General features: G+C 45.4%; 15 protein-coding genes, 1 tRNA gene and 4 pseudogenes. 6 read left to right on the top strand and 14 right to left on the bottom strand.

Translation table 11 applies throughout. From position 1 onward, the window contains the following. Positions 1–37: 37 nt before the first annotated feature. From ACTWJ7_RS13110 to ACTWJ7_RS13080, 7 genes and pseudogenes are all read right to left on the bottom strand, one after another. Positions 38–1091: pseudogene (locus tag ACTWJ7_RS13110) on the bottom strand (FecCD family ABC transporter permease). A gap of 295 nt (positions 1092–1386) precedes the next feature. After that, complete coding sequence (locus tag ACTWJ7_RS13105; protein WP_079349580.1) at positions 1387–2124, bottom strand: glycerophosphodiester phosphodiesterase; 738 nt, start codon at positions 2122–2124, stop codon at positions 1387–1389. A 726-nt stretch (positions 2125–2850) separates the two neighbouring features. After that, entirely contained in the window at positions 2851–2982 is a 132-nt protein-coding gene (locus ACTWJ7_RS13100) for a hypothetical protein (protein WP_301243924.1), read from the bottom strand. A gap of 97 nt (positions 2983–3079) precedes the next feature. Then, positions 3080–3663 (bottom strand): annotated as a pseudogene (locus ACTWJ7_RS13095) (TIGR00730 family Rossman fold protein). A 233-nt stretch (positions 3664–3896) separates the two neighbouring features. Then, on the bottom strand, positions 3897–4316 hold the full coding sequence (locus ACTWJ7_RS13090; protein ID WP_024631192.1) for a hypothetical protein: 420 nt from the start codon (positions 4314–4316) through the stop codon (positions 3897–3899). A gap of 20 nt (positions 4317–4336) precedes the next feature. Next, positions 4337–5005: a uracil-DNA glycosylase gene (gene ung / locus ACTWJ7_RS13085; RefSeq protein WP_053784508.1), complete on the bottom strand. Its 669-nt coding sequence runs from the start codon at positions 5003–5005 to the stop codon at positions 4337–4339. Between the two features lie 230 nt (positions 5006–5235). Then, positions 5236–6456, bottom strand: a complete 1221-nt coding sequence (locus ACTWJ7_RS13080; protein WP_079349583.1) for a MalY/PatB family protein — start codon at positions 6454–6456, stop codon at positions 5236–5238. 248 nt (positions 6457–6704) lie between these two features. Between ACTWJ7_RS13080 and ACTWJ7_RS13075 the strand changes: the two genes are divergently transcribed. Further along, positions 6705–7412: a helix-turn-helix domain-containing protein gene (locus ACTWJ7_RS13075; protein ID WP_024631195.1), complete on the top strand. Its 708-nt coding sequence runs from the start codon at positions 6705–6707 to the stop codon at positions 7410–7412. A gap of 158 nt (positions 7413–7570) precedes the next feature. Here the strand turns inward: ACTWJ7_RS13075 and ACTWJ7_RS13070 are convergent, their stop codons facing one another. The 5 genes from ACTWJ7_RS13070 to ACTWJ7_RS13050 form a co-directional block, all read right to left on the bottom strand. Continuing rightward, positions 7571–8275, bottom strand: coding sequence for a hypothetical protein (locus ACTWJ7_RS13070; RefSeq protein WP_443145516.1), 705 nt, complete (start codon positions 8273–8275; stop codon positions 7571–7573). Between the two features lie 29 nt (positions 8276–8304). Next, entirely contained in the window at positions 8305–9576 is a 1272-nt protein-coding gene (locus tag ACTWJ7_RS13065; protein WP_443145515.1) for a hypothetical protein, read from the bottom strand. Beyond that, the gene (locus tag ACTWJ7_RS13060) at positions 9537–10490 is read right to left on the bottom strand and encodes an insulinase family protein (protein WP_443145514.1); all 954 of its coding nucleotides are present in this window, start codon (positions 10488–10490) and stop codon (positions 9537–9539) included. Before ACTWJ7_RS13060 ends, ACTWJ7_RS13065 begins: the two co-directional genes overlap by 40 nt. A 273-nt stretch (positions 10491–10763) precedes the next feature. Beyond that, positions 10764–10849 (bottom strand) — tRNA-Leu (locus ACTWJ7_RS13055). Between the two features lie 247 nt (positions 10850–11096). Continuing rightward, a complete protein-coding gene (locus ACTWJ7_RS13050; RefSeq protein WP_079349585.1) occupies positions 11097–11546 on the bottom strand; it encodes a general stress protein in 450 nt (149 codons plus the stop codon). 199 nt (positions 11547–11745) lie between these two features. Between ACTWJ7_RS13050 and ACTWJ7_RS13045 the strand changes: the two genes are divergently transcribed. Beyond that, complete coding sequence (locus tag ACTWJ7_RS13045) at positions 11746–11988, top strand: hypothetical protein (RefSeq protein ID WP_443145513.1); 243 nt, start codon at positions 11746–11748, stop codon at positions 11986–11988. A 177-nt stretch (positions 11989–12165) separates the two neighbouring features. On the opposite strand, the pseudogene ACTWJ7_RS13040 reads toward ACTWJ7_RS13045, so the two are convergent. Next, positions 12166–12492: pseudogene (locus ACTWJ7_RS13040) on the bottom strand (NucA/NucB deoxyribonuclease domain-containing protein); the annotation flags it as partial. Positions 12493–12809: 317 nt separating this feature from the next. Further along, positions 12810–13901 (bottom strand): annotated as a pseudogene (locus tag ACTWJ7_RS13035) (ATP-binding protein); the annotation flags it as partial. A gap of 290 nt (positions 13902–14191) precedes the next feature. Between ACTWJ7_RS13035 and ACTWJ7_RS13030 the strand changes: the two are divergent. The 4 genes from ACTWJ7_RS13030 to ACTWJ7_RS13015 all read left to right on the top strand — a co-directional run bounded on the left by ACTWJ7_RS13030 (position 14192) and on the right by ACTWJ7_RS13015 (position 15718). After that, positions 14192–14380: a DUF6199 family natural product biosynthesis protein gene (locus ACTWJ7_RS13030; RefSeq protein WP_301243889.1), complete on the top strand. Its 189-nt coding sequence runs from the start codon at positions 14192–14194 to the stop codon at positions 14378–14380. A gap of 143 nt (positions 14381–14523) precedes the next feature. Next, on the top strand, positions 14524–14916 hold the full coding sequence (locus tag ACTWJ7_RS13025) for a hypothetical protein (RefSeq protein WP_443145512.1): 393 nt from the start codon (positions 14524–14526) through the stop codon (positions 14914–14916). Then, positions 14913–15332, top strand: a complete 420-nt coding sequence (locus tag ACTWJ7_RS13020; RefSeq protein WP_443145511.1) for a hypothetical protein — start codon at positions 14913–14915, stop codon at positions 15330–15332. The genes ACTWJ7_RS13025 and ACTWJ7_RS13020 overlap by 4 nt, the downstream gene beginning before the upstream one ends. Next, positions 15278–15718 carry an MFS transporter gene (locus ACTWJ7_RS13015; protein WP_443145510.1) on the top strand — a complete coding sequence of 147 codons (441 nt, stop codon included), beginning with the start codon at positions 15278–15280 and terminating at the stop codon, positions 15716–15718. The genes ACTWJ7_RS13020 and ACTWJ7_RS13015 overlap by 55 nt, the downstream gene beginning before the upstream one ends. Positions 15719–15811 lie beyond the last annotated feature (93 nt).

Here is a 15811-nt window from a genome sequence, read left to right as displayed (position 1 = left end):
TTGCGTTCCGCTCCAACCAGAGTTGAGGATTCCATCGTTACAGCGTCCTCCTTTCTTTACGCGCCAGATAGAGGAAGAAAGGTACCCCAATCAGGGCAACCAGGGCGCCAATTGGCGTCTCGTATGGCGGATTAATCATACGTGCAGCCAGATCCGCGAACACAAGCAGCAGACTGCCCATCACTGCGGAACATGGAATAATCCAGCGATAATCGACCCAACCAATTTACGAGTCAGATGGGGAATGATGAGTCCTACAAAACCAACCGCACCAACCACGGATACGGCTGTACCTGCGAGGATCAGTACAACAACCAGACCAACCAGCTTGATCAGGCCAGTACGTTGACCCAATCCAACCGCGATGTCTTCTCCCAAGCTAAGCAGCGTGATGGAACGAGAGATAATAATCCCTGCAATAAGCGCAGCCAAAACCCATGGGAACATGACTTCCAACTGGGACCACTTCGTCCCGGCCACACCGCCCGCTGTCCAGAATGCGAGGTCTTGTCCAATTTTGAAATACAACGCAATCCCTTCACTCAGCGCGGACAACATGGCAGATACTGCCGCTCCCGCGAGAACGAGCCGGAGAGGTGTAAGACCGGATTTGGAAGCAGCACCGAAACCATAGACCAGCAATACCCCAAGTCCTGCCCCGACGAAGGAGTACAGAATGATATACATATATGGCATGCCCGGGAAAAAGGCAAAGCAGATAGCGAGCGCAAATCCTGCGCCAGCATTCAGTCCGAGCAACCCGGAATCTGCCAGCGGGTTACGGGTCATCCCCTGCATAATTGCACCAGCTACAGCGAAGCAGGCACCAACCATCGCTCCGCCCAGAATACGCGGTAACCGAATCTCCCATATGATCTGATGCGGAGTCAGATCAGGATTGAAGTTAAAAATCGCCTGCCATACAACGCCCAGCTTGATATCTGCGGCACCAAACGAAATGGACAACGCCATCCCCAGCGCGAGCAGCAGAATTCCCCAATCAGGATCAATGTGGCAGCCCAGGGACGAGTGTGTATTTTGGCTGTCGGTGATTCCGCAGGCTGATTTTCCGATGAAACTTTCGAGCTCATATGTCTCCTCCCTTGTTATGAGTGGCGTAGACAGACCCTATGTACATAACAATCACCTCTCTATTAATACAAAACTGATAATGATATTGATTCTCATTCCCATAGATCATTGTATGTCAACGAACTGTCGCTGGCAATGGACAAATGGGACAAGTTTATTGCATAAATGAATTTTTGTACGTAAAAAGGGCTGCACGAAGCATCGTAGCTCGCAAAAAAAAGGAACTGCAAACGAGTTATTCGTCTGCAATTCCCACTTTATTTTGGACTAACTTCACTTGTATTGGTGTAATTCTTAACGAGCTTGTACCGCAGTCAGTGCTGCCAGGACATCAGGCACATCGGTAATAATCGCTTGCACGCCCATGTCAATCAGTTCCTGCATTTCGGCAGGATCATTTACTGTGAACGGATGTGTAGCAATTCCCTGAGCCAGCGCAGCAATAACTTCTTCACGTGTTACAGCCAGCTTGTAGGGATGCAGTGCAGAGGCTTCGAGTCTGGCCGCATAATCATATGGGCGGTAGAGCTTTTCCATATATAGAAGTGCTGTGCGAATCTCCGGGGCAAGACGTTTGCATCTCACTAATGAGGCATGGTTGAAGCTGGACAGAATGACTTGCTGCTGCATGTCCCAATCCCGAATCGCTTGTATGATCTTTTCTTCCATTCCCTTATAACTTATAATACCATTTTTCAATTCCAAGTTAAGTAGAAGGTTTTTGCCTCGAACCAGATCAAATAATTCATCCAAAGATGGAATACGTTCTCCAGCAAAATCAGCATGAAACCAAGCGCCTGCGTCAAGAGTACGCAATTCTTCAACCGATTTATCCTTAACCCATCCTTCTGCTCCAGTCGTGCGGCTTAACGTCTCATCATGGATCAACACCAGTGTACCATCACTGGACAACTGTACGTCCGTTTCAATGCCAGTCGCTCCAAGTTCCAAGCTGCGTTCAAACGCAACCATCGTATTCTCGGGGCATACGGCAGATGCTCCCCTATGGGCGATATTCTCAATTCTTCTCATTCCAGCGCCTCCTGAGTGTAACATGAACTCTATGATTCTCACTATATACGCAGTTTGTCATACCTGTATTAACAGAGCGTTTAATCGTATGCTCCGTCCGTGTATAGGACATCGGCTTGAAGAGCTGGGGATTCACTCATTTTGTGAACTCAATCTGTAAAGCAGACATAATATAGTATCAGTCATAGACAACTGCACTCTGCTGTAAGGAGGTCGCCCATTGAAACCCTTAACGAAGAAGAGCTCGATATCTTCCAAATCTTCCTCCAAAAAAGCTCCATTACCCAGAATTTCTGCAAAAAGCAGATCCAGCAAACCCGGCTGTAAAACACGAACTCCCCCTGGACCACGTCAACATATGAAAAAGGCATCCGTTCGAGGGCTGACTGTTCCCGGCAAAACGAGTAATCAATCATCTGTTACTGACATACAACATGGTTTGGATCAGTTGGCTGTTATCGCTGCCATCCTTCTTCTTATTTCAGCTTCAATTGGTCTATACGTTGCCTGGAGAACTCTCAGTTTGCCTGGGGAGACTGTGGTAACGGTCTAGCTCCTCGTGCTCCACTCTGTCTCTCTTTTCCATGGAGGCGGAGTTCTTTTTTGCAGACAGAAAAAAACCGTTCCCCTGAGACGCCAGCACCACCGGCGTCTCTTTGGAAAGGCCATTTCTTCATCGGGTGCTGCCCCGACGATGAAGTCACCGTCCCGGAATGGCTGACCGAATTACAGAATGAATGTACGAGAGATGATAACGAGCAGGATGAACAACACCAGAATCGCGCCTGTTGATGTCCATGCTCCACCGCCAAAGCCGCCGTATCCGCAACCGTATCCTGTGCCTTTGATTTCGCTCATGAGTGACACTCCCCTCTTTTAAGAAAGTACACTATAGACTATGTTTGGGGAGGTAACTTGCTTGGGCACCCTGGAAAGTTTCCGCTGGAGCGGGTAGTTATTTATCTTGAAGCTGTGACCACTTCTGGGTCAACTGGGCCGGAATATAGGATGACATCCGGTTCAGCAGTTCAGCCGGGTCCGATTCCAGGCTCCATAAACTGAGATGTGAAGTATTGGAGAACCCTTCCTGCACGCTATGCTCAACCATTTTCATCAGCGGCTCATAATATCCATTTACATTTAACAAACCCACGGGTTTACGATGAATGCCAATTTGGGCCCAGCAAAGAACCTCGAACAATTCTTCAAATGTTCCCATACCACCAGGAAGCGCCACAAATCCGTCGGACAGCTCGGCCATCGTCGCCTTGCGTTCATGCATCGTTCCCACTTCAATCAGCTGTGTAAGACCTCCATGTACGACCTCTCCCGGAACAGGCCAGTTGGCATGACGCCAATCACTTCTCCACCCTGTTCCAGAGCAGCATCGGCAACTGCACCCATTAGTCCCATACAAGAACCGCCATAGACGAGTGCGTACCCGTTATCCGCGATCTGTTTACCCAATTTAATAGCCTGCTGTGTGTAATCGGGGTGATTTCCCGGATTGGAGCCTGCAAAAACACATATACGTTTCAATGGGTTTCACTCCTTCTCATTAACTATTTCATTAGTGTATAACATAAATGTAAATACTATGTTACATCACCCCTCATACACAAGTGAATAAAAAAAAACCCGACCGTTTGCAGCCGGCCGGGCTCCCATAATTCATACACATCATTTAGAAGGGGTTGTTATACTGTTACTATAAAGGCCGAACATTAAATCCATATGATCTTTGCATGAAATGAATATTAAATATGAGTGACTTATCGTATTCCACGTCGTGAGCGCACCACAAACATATGCTTGTCCTTGCGAAGAATCCGGCCGTCTGCAAGCTCAACCTGATCATCATCATGGCGTATAATCGTTGTGGATAATACTACAATTTTGGCCCGACGCCAAATCATAACCTGTGATTTGAAATAGATGGCATTTTCAAACTGTACGGCCTTTTTTATCACATATCCAACCTTATGCACCTCGGAACGCGCTTTTTTCAAGGGAAGGCTCTCTTCAGGCAGAGGCCGGATCATTGCGATATTGTCGAACGATACCTTAATCCGTTTCGGTCCGATTCGTACACAATCCGCTTCTTCATCCCACTCGACCAGCGTTCCCTTCAGTGGCTCTCGTATGCCGGTTGCACGATATACGGCTACTTTCCGTCCTACCCAATGTCGCAATGCCTTCACCCCCCGTTTGTCTAGTTTTCCGGTATCGTCCAATCAATCGGTTCAATACCTTTGGAGGTCAAGAATTCATTGGCTTTGGAAAAAGGACGACTGCCCAGGAAGCCACGATGCGCTGCCAGCGGACTTGGATGTGTAGACTCCAACACCAGATGCTTATCTCGGTTAATGAATGCCCCTTTCTTCTGAGCATGACTGCCCCACAGCATAAATACCATCGGTTCTGAGCGTTCATTCAATGCCCGGATGACAGCGTCCGTAAACGTCTGCCAACCCAGTCCCTGATGGGAGTTCGGCTGCCCTTCCCGTACCGTCAGAACAGCATTAAGCAACAGCACACCCTGCTCTGCCCAATGAACCAGCGATCCGTGCTTCGGAATCGGCAGGCCCAGATCCGCGTGGAGCTCCTTATATATATTTTTCAAAGAAGGAGGAATCCGTACCCCCGGTCTGACCGAAAAACTTAATCCTTGAGCCTGGCCCGCTCCGTGATAAGGGTCCTGACCGATAATAACAGCCTTGACCTTATGATACGGGGTCAGTTTTAGAGCCGAGAACAAATCTTCCTTGGGTGGAAAGATGGTCTGTGTTTTATACTCGGCGGCGAGTGCATAACGAATGTTGTTGAAATACTCGGCTTCAGTCTCTTCCTGAAGCACAGTGTCCCAATCATTTCCAAACATATGTAAAGGCTCCTTTCCCTCATAAATACATATCCGTGCAGTCCACATAACGAACTGCCACCTGCGAGAGCCGTATCCTACGACTCAGAGACTATCCACCATTTTAACATAACCGGGGACGGCAGACCAGAAGTGTACATCAAGGTTAGGGTTGCCTGTAACATCCGCACGCTTTGAATTTGTACTTCAGAGTAAAAGTAACCCAGCGCCTGGTCCATAGATAACTAAAATCAGACCTGAACGGCTTCGCTCTTACTTTTATTGACCAATACAGCGCTTATTCTTCTGAGCCCCTCTTCAAGAACCGAACGTGGGCAAGCCAAATTTAGGCGGATACACCCACCTCCATTAGCAACAAACATATGACCATCTTCGAGTAATACCCCCGCTTGTTCAGCGAAAAATAAAGGCAGGTTTACATCTTTGGGGACGTATGCACTAATATCAATCCATGCCAGATACGTAGCTTCCGGAATATGAAAGACAGCCTGCGGCAGATCACGTTTCACATATTGATCCACAAAGGCAAAATTGTCGTCGAGATATGTTTTTAACTGCTTCAGCCATTCATCGCCATGTTCGTAAGCAGCTTGAGTCGCAGCAATGCTAAGCGGATTTTTGAATCCATAATGCCGGGTTTGCCAGATCGTTCGGAGTCCTTCATTTGCAATAATCACGTTGGAGAACATCAGACCAGCCATATTGAATGTTTTGCTTGGTGACATACAGGTAACGATTCGATCCGCATCCGGGAACAGCTTGGCAAGCGGCGTATGCTTCCTTCCTGTACGCAGCAAATCACAGTGAATTTCATCCGAGATCACCCACACGTTATGCTTGAGACAGATATCGCCCACACGTTGTAACTCTTCTGTTGTCCATACCCGTCCGGACGGATTATGCGGATTACAGAAAATACACAATGTGACTTGTTCATCGCTGGCTTTGGCTTCAAAATCTGCAAAGTCTATCGCGTAATGCCCCTGCTCGTTGATCAAATCTGAGCAAACCAGTTCAAGATGATTATGCTCCGCAGCCGATTTGAAAAAACCATAAGAAGGCGTCACAATCAGTACCTTCTCATTCGGTTTGCAAATATATTCAACTAATTCATATAAAGCAGGAATGATCCCATGGGATGTCTCCAGATGCTCTTTGGGAAAAGACCAGTCGTAGTATCTGGTCATCCAGCTGGAGACAGCTTCGTAGTATGCGGGATCGAACACCTGGGAGTATCCCATAATTTTTCGGTCCAGGCGCTCCTTGACTGCTTCCCGTATTTCGGGAGGTGTGGCAAACTCCATATCTGCGATCCACATCCGTATAAATTCTTCATCCTTGAAAGGGAATTTCATATCTTCTGTTGCGTTAAAAATATATTGACGGAAACCATCCGTATTCATGGCATTAGTTCCTGTGCGATCAATTATCTCATCAAAATCATACTTCATAGTCTTCTGCGCCTCTTTCTCTCTGTTATCCATCCTGGAATGGGTTTCTGTTAGATGTATTATTTCATGGCACGGAAGCTACATCAAACGTAATAGAATCTATTCACAAGAAACAAATAGTTCTTAATGTTTCTTCACAATAGGTTTTTTCATGATAAAAGTGTTATATTCTTCGTAGAGATTGATTTTCCCAACGGGTTTCACCTTTTCTCATATTCTTAAGAAACTTAGCAGAAGGAGATCCGAATATGAACACCATCAACAAAGAAGTGGGCAAGAAAATCCGTAATTTTCGCAAATGGAAAGGGTTGACGGTCCAACAGCTGGCGGATCAGATTCACAAAAGCAAAGCTACCCTGTCCAAATATGAGAGCGGCGATATTACGCTTGATGTGGTCACGCTGCATCAAATTGCTGATTCATTGAATATCCAAGTGGAGCAGCTGCTGTATATTGAGCCTAAACAAGCCTCTCCCCTGATGAATACGGTACCGTCCAGCTTTTTCAAAAACTCCACCAGATTTTATTCGTATTTTTATGACGGGCGCAACAATAGCCTCATCCGTTGTGTCATTGACATGATGGCACAGTCAGATGCCAATTGTTATCGAACCGTAATGTATATGAATGTGAAGAACTTTGAGAATTATCAGGAATGCGAAAATATGTATTGGGGTCACACCGAGCATTACGACACACTCACCACGCTGATTTTGAAAAATCAGGCCACACCGCTGGAAAAGCTGTACATTAACATTCTGGCGTCTTTTCAGGAATCCGAGAAAAAGTGGGGATTGATGGCCGGTGTCTCCTTCCGTCCCTTTATGCCCATCGCCTTGAAAATGTTATTCTCTCGAACACCCTTGCCTGAGAATCAGGAGTTATATAATGAGCTGAAAATTTCCAAAGAAGACCTACGTACGTTAAAGATCTATAATATGCTCGCCGTCACTTAATCTTCAACATAAACTTGATCAGATTGCATTTGAGTCCCCCTGCAACAAGAAAAGGGCGGCAGTTATAAGCTATTACAGCTCATAAAAGCGCCCTTTGGATCATATGTTTGTGCATTCCTTTCAAGCCTTCAACCTTGTTGCAGCCTTCAATTCACGCATTAGTTCTTGATCAGATCAAGCGTTTCGTCAAATAATTGCTTTTGGTCCTCAATTTTATTTTCATTACCGATAACACAGCGTTGCTGCTGTTCCAATATGGAGGATATCAATTCAGCAAAATCGATAATATCACTTTCCGTTGTGCTCAGCACTTCATCCCGTTCTTTCTGGAGATCGGCCTCGGTAACATTGGACAGATAACACTCCAGGGAGAATGACCCTTCGCCATGAGGTGTTCTCGGCGTATCGAGATCCTGGATGGCACCAATGATATATCTCGTCATTTCCCGCGTATCTGCTTTGAAATCCTTCAAGTATTGCGGCATCTCTTCATAAATCTTATATGTTTTTTCGAGATTCGGGTCGCGATACGATGCTACATAGCTGTCTCCATTACGTCTAAAGCCTGACATGCAGCCATATGCTCCGCCTTTGGCCCTGATATTGTTCCACAAGTAATCCAGCGATAGAATCCCCTGCAAGACACGAAGCGAGCCAGTGTATGCATACCCTTTATCGATAAAATTGCCTGTTTGAACGACATATTGGACTTCAGATGGTGATCTGAATCCTTCTTTGTGCTGCACAGGTGTAAATGCTGCTTTTTCCTTCGCAACATCTTGTGTGAACAGCTTCGCTTTTAAATCAGACACCTGTTCCTCCAGGCCCGCATATCCCTGATCATCCGCAGTGTAACTCACCATCAAGTTTTCCGGTCTGAAAATAAAGCCTGTCAGCGATTGAAGGCTGGTCGACAGCTCTTTTTTCTTGCCTCAAAGTTCGCCTGAAGATCCTCCAGCCACTGGTAAAAGGCGATGCCACTAACCGCTTCCCTGAAGTTGGCAACAGCCGAGTGTTTAGAGGTAGAGCGGCCAATTCCCGCTGAATGCCCTCCGCTGATCAGATTGCGCTGCAGGTTGCCCTTCAATTGGGCGATAATTTCGTATAAACGCTTCGAATCATCGAATTTGGATGTAAACACAATTTCTTTGATCATGTCAAAAGCAAATCCAAGCTTGTCATACAGCACTTTGGCGTTGAATTCATAGGTAGCCTTGAAATCATGGTGATTATGCGCGTTTGCATACGTACCAATGCCACTATGAATGCCCCCGGAATGAATGTGAATTTCATTCGACAATTCATTAAACGAGTAATTTTGAGTGTCGACGTAACCCAGCACACTTTTCAACAATCCAACATAGGGCAGCAAACGCCGTGGGACTTCTTTAATATCAAACAACAGTCGGAGATAACCGATCCCATTGGTATAGATGTTGTGATGCAGAACAGTTGTACCTTCAACCTGATTTACCGTCTGGTACAGGGTGGAAGCTTTCGGTTCAATATCCTCTATCGACAACGTCGGAATCACCTGCTGTTGCTCTTTGGTTGAAGGTGCATTCTGGTACTCGGCGAGAGCCTCGGTTCTCTCAATGAGCTGCTGAATTTCTTCCGGACTCAATCCTGCCTGAACCGATTTCAGATGTGCTTTCAGCGCTTCCTCTTTACGGGCGTTCAACCCTTTATCCGGCGTGACAGCGACAAAAGAAGTATGCGTATTTTGCAGTAAATACTTCTCAATCAACTTCTCAAAATAACCCTCGTTCATCTTCGTTCTCAGCTCGGCAAATACGTCATTCGCTTCCAAATGTGTAAATGGAGCTTCGACATCATACAGCCAGCTTTGCAATGAGGAGAAACCGTAGATTAATCCTTTGGGCATTCTTCCATAATCCGCTTCCCGGTGATTGAACTCATAGGAATTAATGCCTGCGAGCAGCGCTTTTGGATCGAAGCCTTCCTTCACAACACGCTCCAGCACCTCTTTTACAGTTCCCAGAAAATCTTCTTTACTCGCCAGATTGCTCTTCTTCAATCCAACGGTGAACACGGGCTGATACAGGCTGTCATCATACGTGCCATATACATCCTTCGCAATGCCCTTATCCAGCAAGGCTTGCTTCAGAACCGCTCCCGGAGCGTTAAGCAGTGCGTACAGCAAAATCTGAAAGAGATATTCAATTCCTTGTCCAGACTTGTTCCAATGACCGCATTATAGGTCAAGAAGCTGTTATCCACTTCCGATTCGGTACTTCCGGCAGAGTATGTCTTGACGGCATCCACTCTTTCTCCGAATGCAGGCTGGAGCTGAATGGCAGAATCAATCTCGATTCGATCATATTCGCTCAGATAGTTCTCATCCAGCCACTGCAGCTTCTCTTCCATATCCATATCCCCGTACAAATAAATGAAGCTGTTGGACGGATGATAATATCTGGAGTGGAAATCCAGCAATCCTTGATAGGTCAGATCGGGAATGGCATCGGGAAATCCGCCTGATTCACAGGAATACGTGGTATCCGGGAAAAGTGAATTCAGAACCTCTCTGCGTACAATCCGTTCCGGTGAAGAAAATGCGCCCTTCATCTCGTTATATACAACACCGTTATAGGTTAACTCATCTTCAGCTGAGGTCAGGTTGTAATTCCAACCCTCCTGCAGAAATATTTTTTCATTATTATAAATATTGGTGTGCAGTACCGCATCCAGATAAATATCCATCAGGTTATGGAAATCATGATCATTCCGGCTTGCAATCGGATAGATCGTTTTATCGGGATAGGTCATCGCATTCAGAAATGTATTGAGTGAACCCTTTAGCAATTCAACAAAGGAATCCTTGGCCGGGAATTTCTTCGAGCCACAAAGCACGGAATGTTCCAGAATGTGAGCTACACCTGTATTGTCTTCCGGAGGAGTACGGAAACCGATACTGAACACTTTATTATCATCCTGATTAGATAAGAGTACAATTTTGGCACCGGATTTCTGATGTTCCAGGAGATACGCATCTGATTTCAACTCTTCGATTCTGCGTTCCTGCAGCACCTTATAGGGCTTAAGCTGTTTCAACATGGGTCGAGTCCTCCGTCCATAAAATTGTTTATTTTGATATGCAACCTTGAGTTCTTCAAGTTCAGAGATAAAGGTAATTTATGTCTATGGATATTATACACCATCGATCCTGGTAATTCATAATGGGCAGCCCCACAGGCGTCATTTGATATGTATTATCATTTTTTAGTGTTTATGAACCTGAATGGTACGGCAGAGAATCATAAAATTTTCAAACAAAAAAGATCGCATGAACAACTTGTTTAACAAGCGTCATGCGATCTTTTCTTAGTATGCCGAGGACCGGGATCGAACCGGTACGGTAGTCACCTACCGCAGGATTTTAAGTCCTGTGCGTCTGCCAATTCCGCCACCCCGGCATATGTATGTATTGCTTCATCACTTCAGGCGACAAGAAATATCATACCATGAAATTTATAACTTTGCAATACCTTAATATAAAATAATCCAAAATAAATGAAACAGGCACTGCCAGCGTTAGCGAGCAGTGCCTAGAAAGTTCGAGTTGCGGTCCCGAACTTTCTATAAACCATCTATATTAAGGGAGGTGTAAAATAAGAATACCTCCCCAACATTAAAGAAACCTAAAATCAGGCTTAAATTAAACTAAAAAAGAAGAATAGGGGCAATTCGATCCACCTCTTCCTCACTGCATTCTACAATTACCAGGATATGCCCCTGCAGCAGCCAATCTTCATAGTAATTAGCATCTTCTTCCGAGACCCCTGCTTCTGTCAGGGTAAGCACCAGATCATCCGTCTCACTTCCGATCTCGTTGCCTGCAAGTTTGCGTACCGCTTTCCCTATGGACATCGTCTGATCCATCCGTTTGCCCAGACCAGCGAGTACCCCTTTGAATACCCCCAAAGCGCCATCTGTTCCTGCACCCTTCAGAGGCATAGATAAACCTGTCTTCTCACTTACCACTTCTAAATTGACTTGTTCCTTGGCTACCGCTCCCAAATATTTATCTGCTATGCCTTCCTCTTTCAGTTTATTCAGCATGATAATGGCTTCATTCTCTGTGCGTACAAGTCCGATCAGCAATTGTGTCATTTCCGTGCCCCTCCTTTTACCCTTATATAACCCTGGTTGCTTCTTCAAAAACGGGTAGAACAAAATAAGTCCTTTCACCTATGTAAAATATAATTTCTGATCTGGAAATCTATACCTAGTTCTGATAGACTAGATAAAGAAGACAAATTAACCATTGAAATTATTGACATATCGAATTACTATTCCATAACCAGGAGCAATGACATATGAAAAAGAGGTAGAAATTGCCATTCGGCGCAAACAACAGATCATCGTCCGTAATACAAGCGGTCAAACGGTAACTGGATTTCCGGAGCGTACAGCCGACGAGTCCATTCTCTCCTTACGGACAGTCCACGGAAGCCTGTGGATTCCATTCGACGAAGTAGAGCAAGTCACACGGTTGTTAAGCATCCGCTCTCATCATTTAAGTGGAATGCAGTTATCTACGGCTGATCTGTAAACAAGGAACAATCACTTCATGTATTTATACGTGAACAAGACGTAATTATTTCGCTCTTCATACCATAAAACCAGACGCATAGACGTCTGGTTTTATTTTTGCCCTACATTGTATGCCTCACTTTTTCAAAGCCAGGGCATTTCTGTAACAATTACTTTCTTATTCATCGTCTGACGTTTATTTCACCATAAACTTTACTCGTGTTCCATCCGGATATGTACTTAGTTGGTTTCCCACCCATGACCCTGCACCACGATTATCTTTGGGACTAATATATTGGATATCCGCACCTGCTCCGCCTTCCGCACACATCGCCATTGGCCATTCATCCCGATCTTTCCCCTTTTTGACCGGAACACCTTTGAGGGACAAATCCCGATTACCCTCAGCCCCATTGCGATCAATGGTGCAAACATCCGAATGACCTGCCTTGATCGCCGTCTTGATATGATTGGCCGTTTCGGGATAACGCTCGGCAGGGAATGTGATGGTATGATCCACACTCCGGTCGCTCCCCCGAATTGGGACGGTATATCCAGTGGCCATTCTCCCCCAACCCATGCATACAGGGCGACGATTAAGATTGCCACTAACGTCAATATCTGCTTTTTAAATCGTTGCATGCCCTTGTTCTTTCTCCTTCTGCGCCTTTTACTCATGCTGCTTCTCCCCCATTCAACACTTGCATTATACCAGAACGCCAGTTCGCTAAACAATATATAAACACAAAAAAACAGCCGGTATTTCCCGGCTGTTCTGCACAGACTATCCCACGTTAGGAATCGCCTGTTGTCGAAGTAAGGGTACGGTAACCTCAAACTTCGTCCCTTTTCCTCGATACTTTCCACCGAAATTTGACCACTCATCAACTCGAGCAACTCTTTGCAGATGGTGAGTCCAAGTCCACTCCCGCCAAATTTGCGTGCATGAGAGACGTCCGTCTGCGTGAAGGCTTCGAACAATTGATTGATTTTATGTTCCGGAATGCCAATTCCCGTGTCATGTACATTGAATACTAGGATAACGGTATCTCCTCGCCGCTCCTGTACATCCATCTGAATGTGCACTTCACCTTGTTCCGTGAATTTAATGGCGTTACTGAGCAGGTTATCCAGCACTTGCCGGAGACGCAGAGGATCACCCGTGAGTACGTCAGGAATAGTCAGATCCGCCTGACAGTGCAAGCGAATTTGTTTATTCCGCGCGGCAGGTTCATGCGTTTTAATAATCTGTTGAATCAGCTTCAACGGCTGGAATTCGATTTGCTCCACTCTCATTTTTCCTCTGCCCAGCTTGGCCATATCAAGACTATTGTTGACAATATTCAGAAGAGCTTCCCCGGACTGACGCGCAAGCTCCAGGTACTCCTTCTGCTCCACACTGTTGTCACCCATGCTGACAAGTTCAATCATGCCCATAATCCCGTTCAGTGGCGTGCGAAGTTCATGATTCAGCTTACCAATAAACTCCAGCTGTCCCCTGCTGTTCATTTCAGTCATCGAAGCTGCCATCCGCAACTGCTGCTCAGCATATTTCCGCTCCGAAATATCGTATTGAATGCCCACAAAAAACAGACATTTCCCTGCTTCATCGAAAATAGGATCAATATTCAGTTCATTCCAGAACTTCTGTCCATCCTTCGTATAGTTCAGAATCTCTGTCTTGATTGACTGCTGCTTTTTCAATGCTTCGCGAATATGCTGTACGGTTTCCGGGTCTGTATCCGGCCCTTGGAGGAACCGACAATTCTGTCCAATCGACTCTTCCGCACGATATCCGGTTAATTGAGTAAAATATTCATTTACAAACATAAGCGGAAAATCAGGCAAGGTAGCATCGACTACGGTCACGGAAGATTTAATTTTTGAAATAATAAATTCCCATTGTATAGCGAGTTGATTGTAGTTAGTCATGCTTCCTCCTTCATCTCACCAAACTTTATTGTAATTATTGAAGCTATCGATAACCCGTTGGTATGTGTTTATATAAAAACAATATAATTAATTGTAACATAGTTATTCAAGACATGTGTTCCTTGGGTAATAACTGATAAATACATTCACAAATATTCATCATACCATCAGGAGGGTCACTTATGAAATTTCTATTAATTGTCATTATTATTATTTTGATTGTTTTCTTCTTCACGAGACGTAAGCGTTAATTTTGAGGCGGTCATGTAAATGAGGAAGGAAGATCGGGTATGAGAACCCTCTTTTTTATATTCATGACACTTTGTATCATCAATTTTTGCTTCCCTAAGTTTGGCTGGTACCTGCGTTATGGCTGGATTTCCCGGGGTGAGGGTGAGCCCAGCAGACCGTATATGGCAATGACCAGAATGACCAGTTTGCTGATGCTGCTTATCGCTTTTTCGCTCGTCGTGGCTTGAATTATAGAAAGCAGAAAGACAGCTGTCCCAAGGGATAGCTGTCTTTCTGCTGCTCAATGACGGGAAAATGATAACTTTGTTTGTGGTGCGTTCACAACGATACCCGTAAAATATAATTATCGTTGTGGAAAGGACACCTTAGCATGAACATCGCATTTTATCCATTTTGGGCTGCCAAAACACTGCTCTCTCTCATTAATGTTATATATATCATGGTTATCACGACATTTATTTACGGACAGACGGGGTCTGTCCTTATCGCTGCGCTGTTTCCGTTTATACAAATGTCCGCACGTATCGTGGCCGGATTTACTGCACCCTTGCTTGTGAACCGTTTCGCATTCTCGAGGCTGATGGTTACCATTCCTTTAGCCAAAACATTGATGATTACCGGGATCGCCATCGCATTTACTGATCTCATTGCACATATTCCTCTTCTGCTTGTGGGAGTAGCGATTCTATCGTTTCTGGACGGATGGGAAGCTCCAATGTTAAACACGTTAACTCCCGATTGGTTCAAGGAGAAGATCTGGTGAAGGCGAACAGTTTTCTCTCCTTCTCTACTCAGACCATGACAATTATCGGATATGCGATGACCGGATTCATCGTTATGTACTGGGGTGCCTCACAAACATTCTGGGCGGCTACAGCCTTATCCTGGGCTGTCCTGATTCTGATGATTATGATTAGCTCACTTACCCGCGATATTCAAGGAAAAGTAGAGAAATCCACTTCCAGATGGGATGTGTTAAGGGAAGGTTGGCTTATCCTTTGGAAAAATCGATCGTTGCGCCTCATTACTTTTATGGACCTGGTTGCAAGTATCGCTGGTTCCATATGGATCGGCGCTATCACACTTGCTTTTGTGAAAGAAGCTTTGGGCCAACAAGAAGGTTGGTGGGGCTTATCAACTCCAGCTATTCTGTCGGCACCATTCTCGGAGGAATTATAGCCATCGCCCTGGCCACGCGCATACAAAAGCACCTGATATCCAGTATGGCAATAGGTTCTCTCCTCTTCAGCTTGCTGACCATCGCTTACGGTTTAAACAGCCTTCCCTGGCTTGCTATTGTATTGTGTGTGCTTATGGGTCCCGCTTATCAGATCCGCGATGTTGCTCAGCACACGGCTTTTCAGAGCAGCGCGCCTGTCGAATCCCTATCCAAGGTATACGCAGCACATGATATTGTTCTCTCAGCTGCTATGAGTATATCCACGGTAATCTTCGGACTGATTGCTGATCAAATGGGTGTTCGACTGGTATACTTGATTGGCGGTAGTTTATTCATCGTATCCTCCCTTTGCTCTTTCCAGTTACATCGAATCAAAGCGAAGTAGTGATACGAAACTGCTACGTAAGATGATGAAGTCAAAAATAAAAGACGAGCACACATCTGCTCGTCTTCACTGCTTCCGAACATGATCGGAGCA

Origin of the sequence: Paenibacillus sp. 1A_MP2, from assembly GCF_052244825.1 — a bacterium.
Classification (GTDB): Bacteria; Bacillota; Bacilli; order Paenibacillales; family Paenibacillaceae; genus Paenibacillus; species Paenibacillus vandeheii.
The sequence above is the reverse complement of the archived record's forward strand: the minus strand, read 5'-3'. Positions and strand labels throughout refer to the sequence as shown.

Bases quoted from the DNA above. Each gene is read 5' to 3' on its own strand.
- ACTWJ7_RS13045 (WP_443145513.1), top strand. From the start codon at position 11,746: ATGACATATGAAAAAGAGGTAGAAATTGCCATTCGGCGCAAACAACAG.
- ACTWJ7_RS13075 (WP_024631195.1), top strand. From the start codon at position 6,705: ATGAACACCATCAACAAAGAAGTGGGCAAGAAAATCCGTAATTTTCGC.
- ACTWJ7_RS13100 (WP_301243924.1), bottom strand. From the start codon at position 2,982: ATGAGCGAAATCAAAGGCACAGGATACGGTTGCGGATACGGCGGCTTT.
- ACTWJ7_RS13025 (WP_443145512.1), top strand. From the start codon at position 14,524: ATGAACATCGCATTTTATCCATTTTGGGCTGCCAAAACACTGCTCTCT.
- ACTWJ7_RS13030 (WP_301243889.1), top strand. From the start codon at position 14,192: ATGAGAACCCTCTTTTTTATATTCATGACACTTTGTATCATCAATTTT.
- ung (WP_053784508.1), bottom strand. From the start codon at position 5,005: ATGTTTGGAAATGATTGGGACACTGTGCTTCAGGAAGAGACTGAAGCC.
- ACTWJ7_RS13105 (WP_079349580.1), bottom strand. From the start codon at position 2,124: ATGAGAAGAATTGAGAATATCGCCCATAGGGGAGCATCTGCCGTATGC.
- ACTWJ7_RS13060 (WP_443145514.1), bottom strand. From the start codon at position 10,490: ATGTTGAAACAGCTTAAGCCCTATAAGGTGCTGCAGGAACGCAGAATC.
- ACTWJ7_RS13050 (WP_079349585.1), bottom strand. From the start codon at position 11,546: ATGACACAATTGCTGATCGGACTTGTACGCACAGAGAATGAAGCCATT.
- ACTWJ7_RS13070 (WP_443145516.1), bottom strand. From the start codon at position 8,275: ATGGTGAGTTACACTGCGGATGATCAGGGATATGCGGGCCTGGAGGAA.
- ACTWJ7_RS13080 (WP_079349583.1), bottom strand. From the start codon at position 6,456: ATGAAGTATGATTTTGATGAGATAATTGATCGCACAGGAACTAATGCC.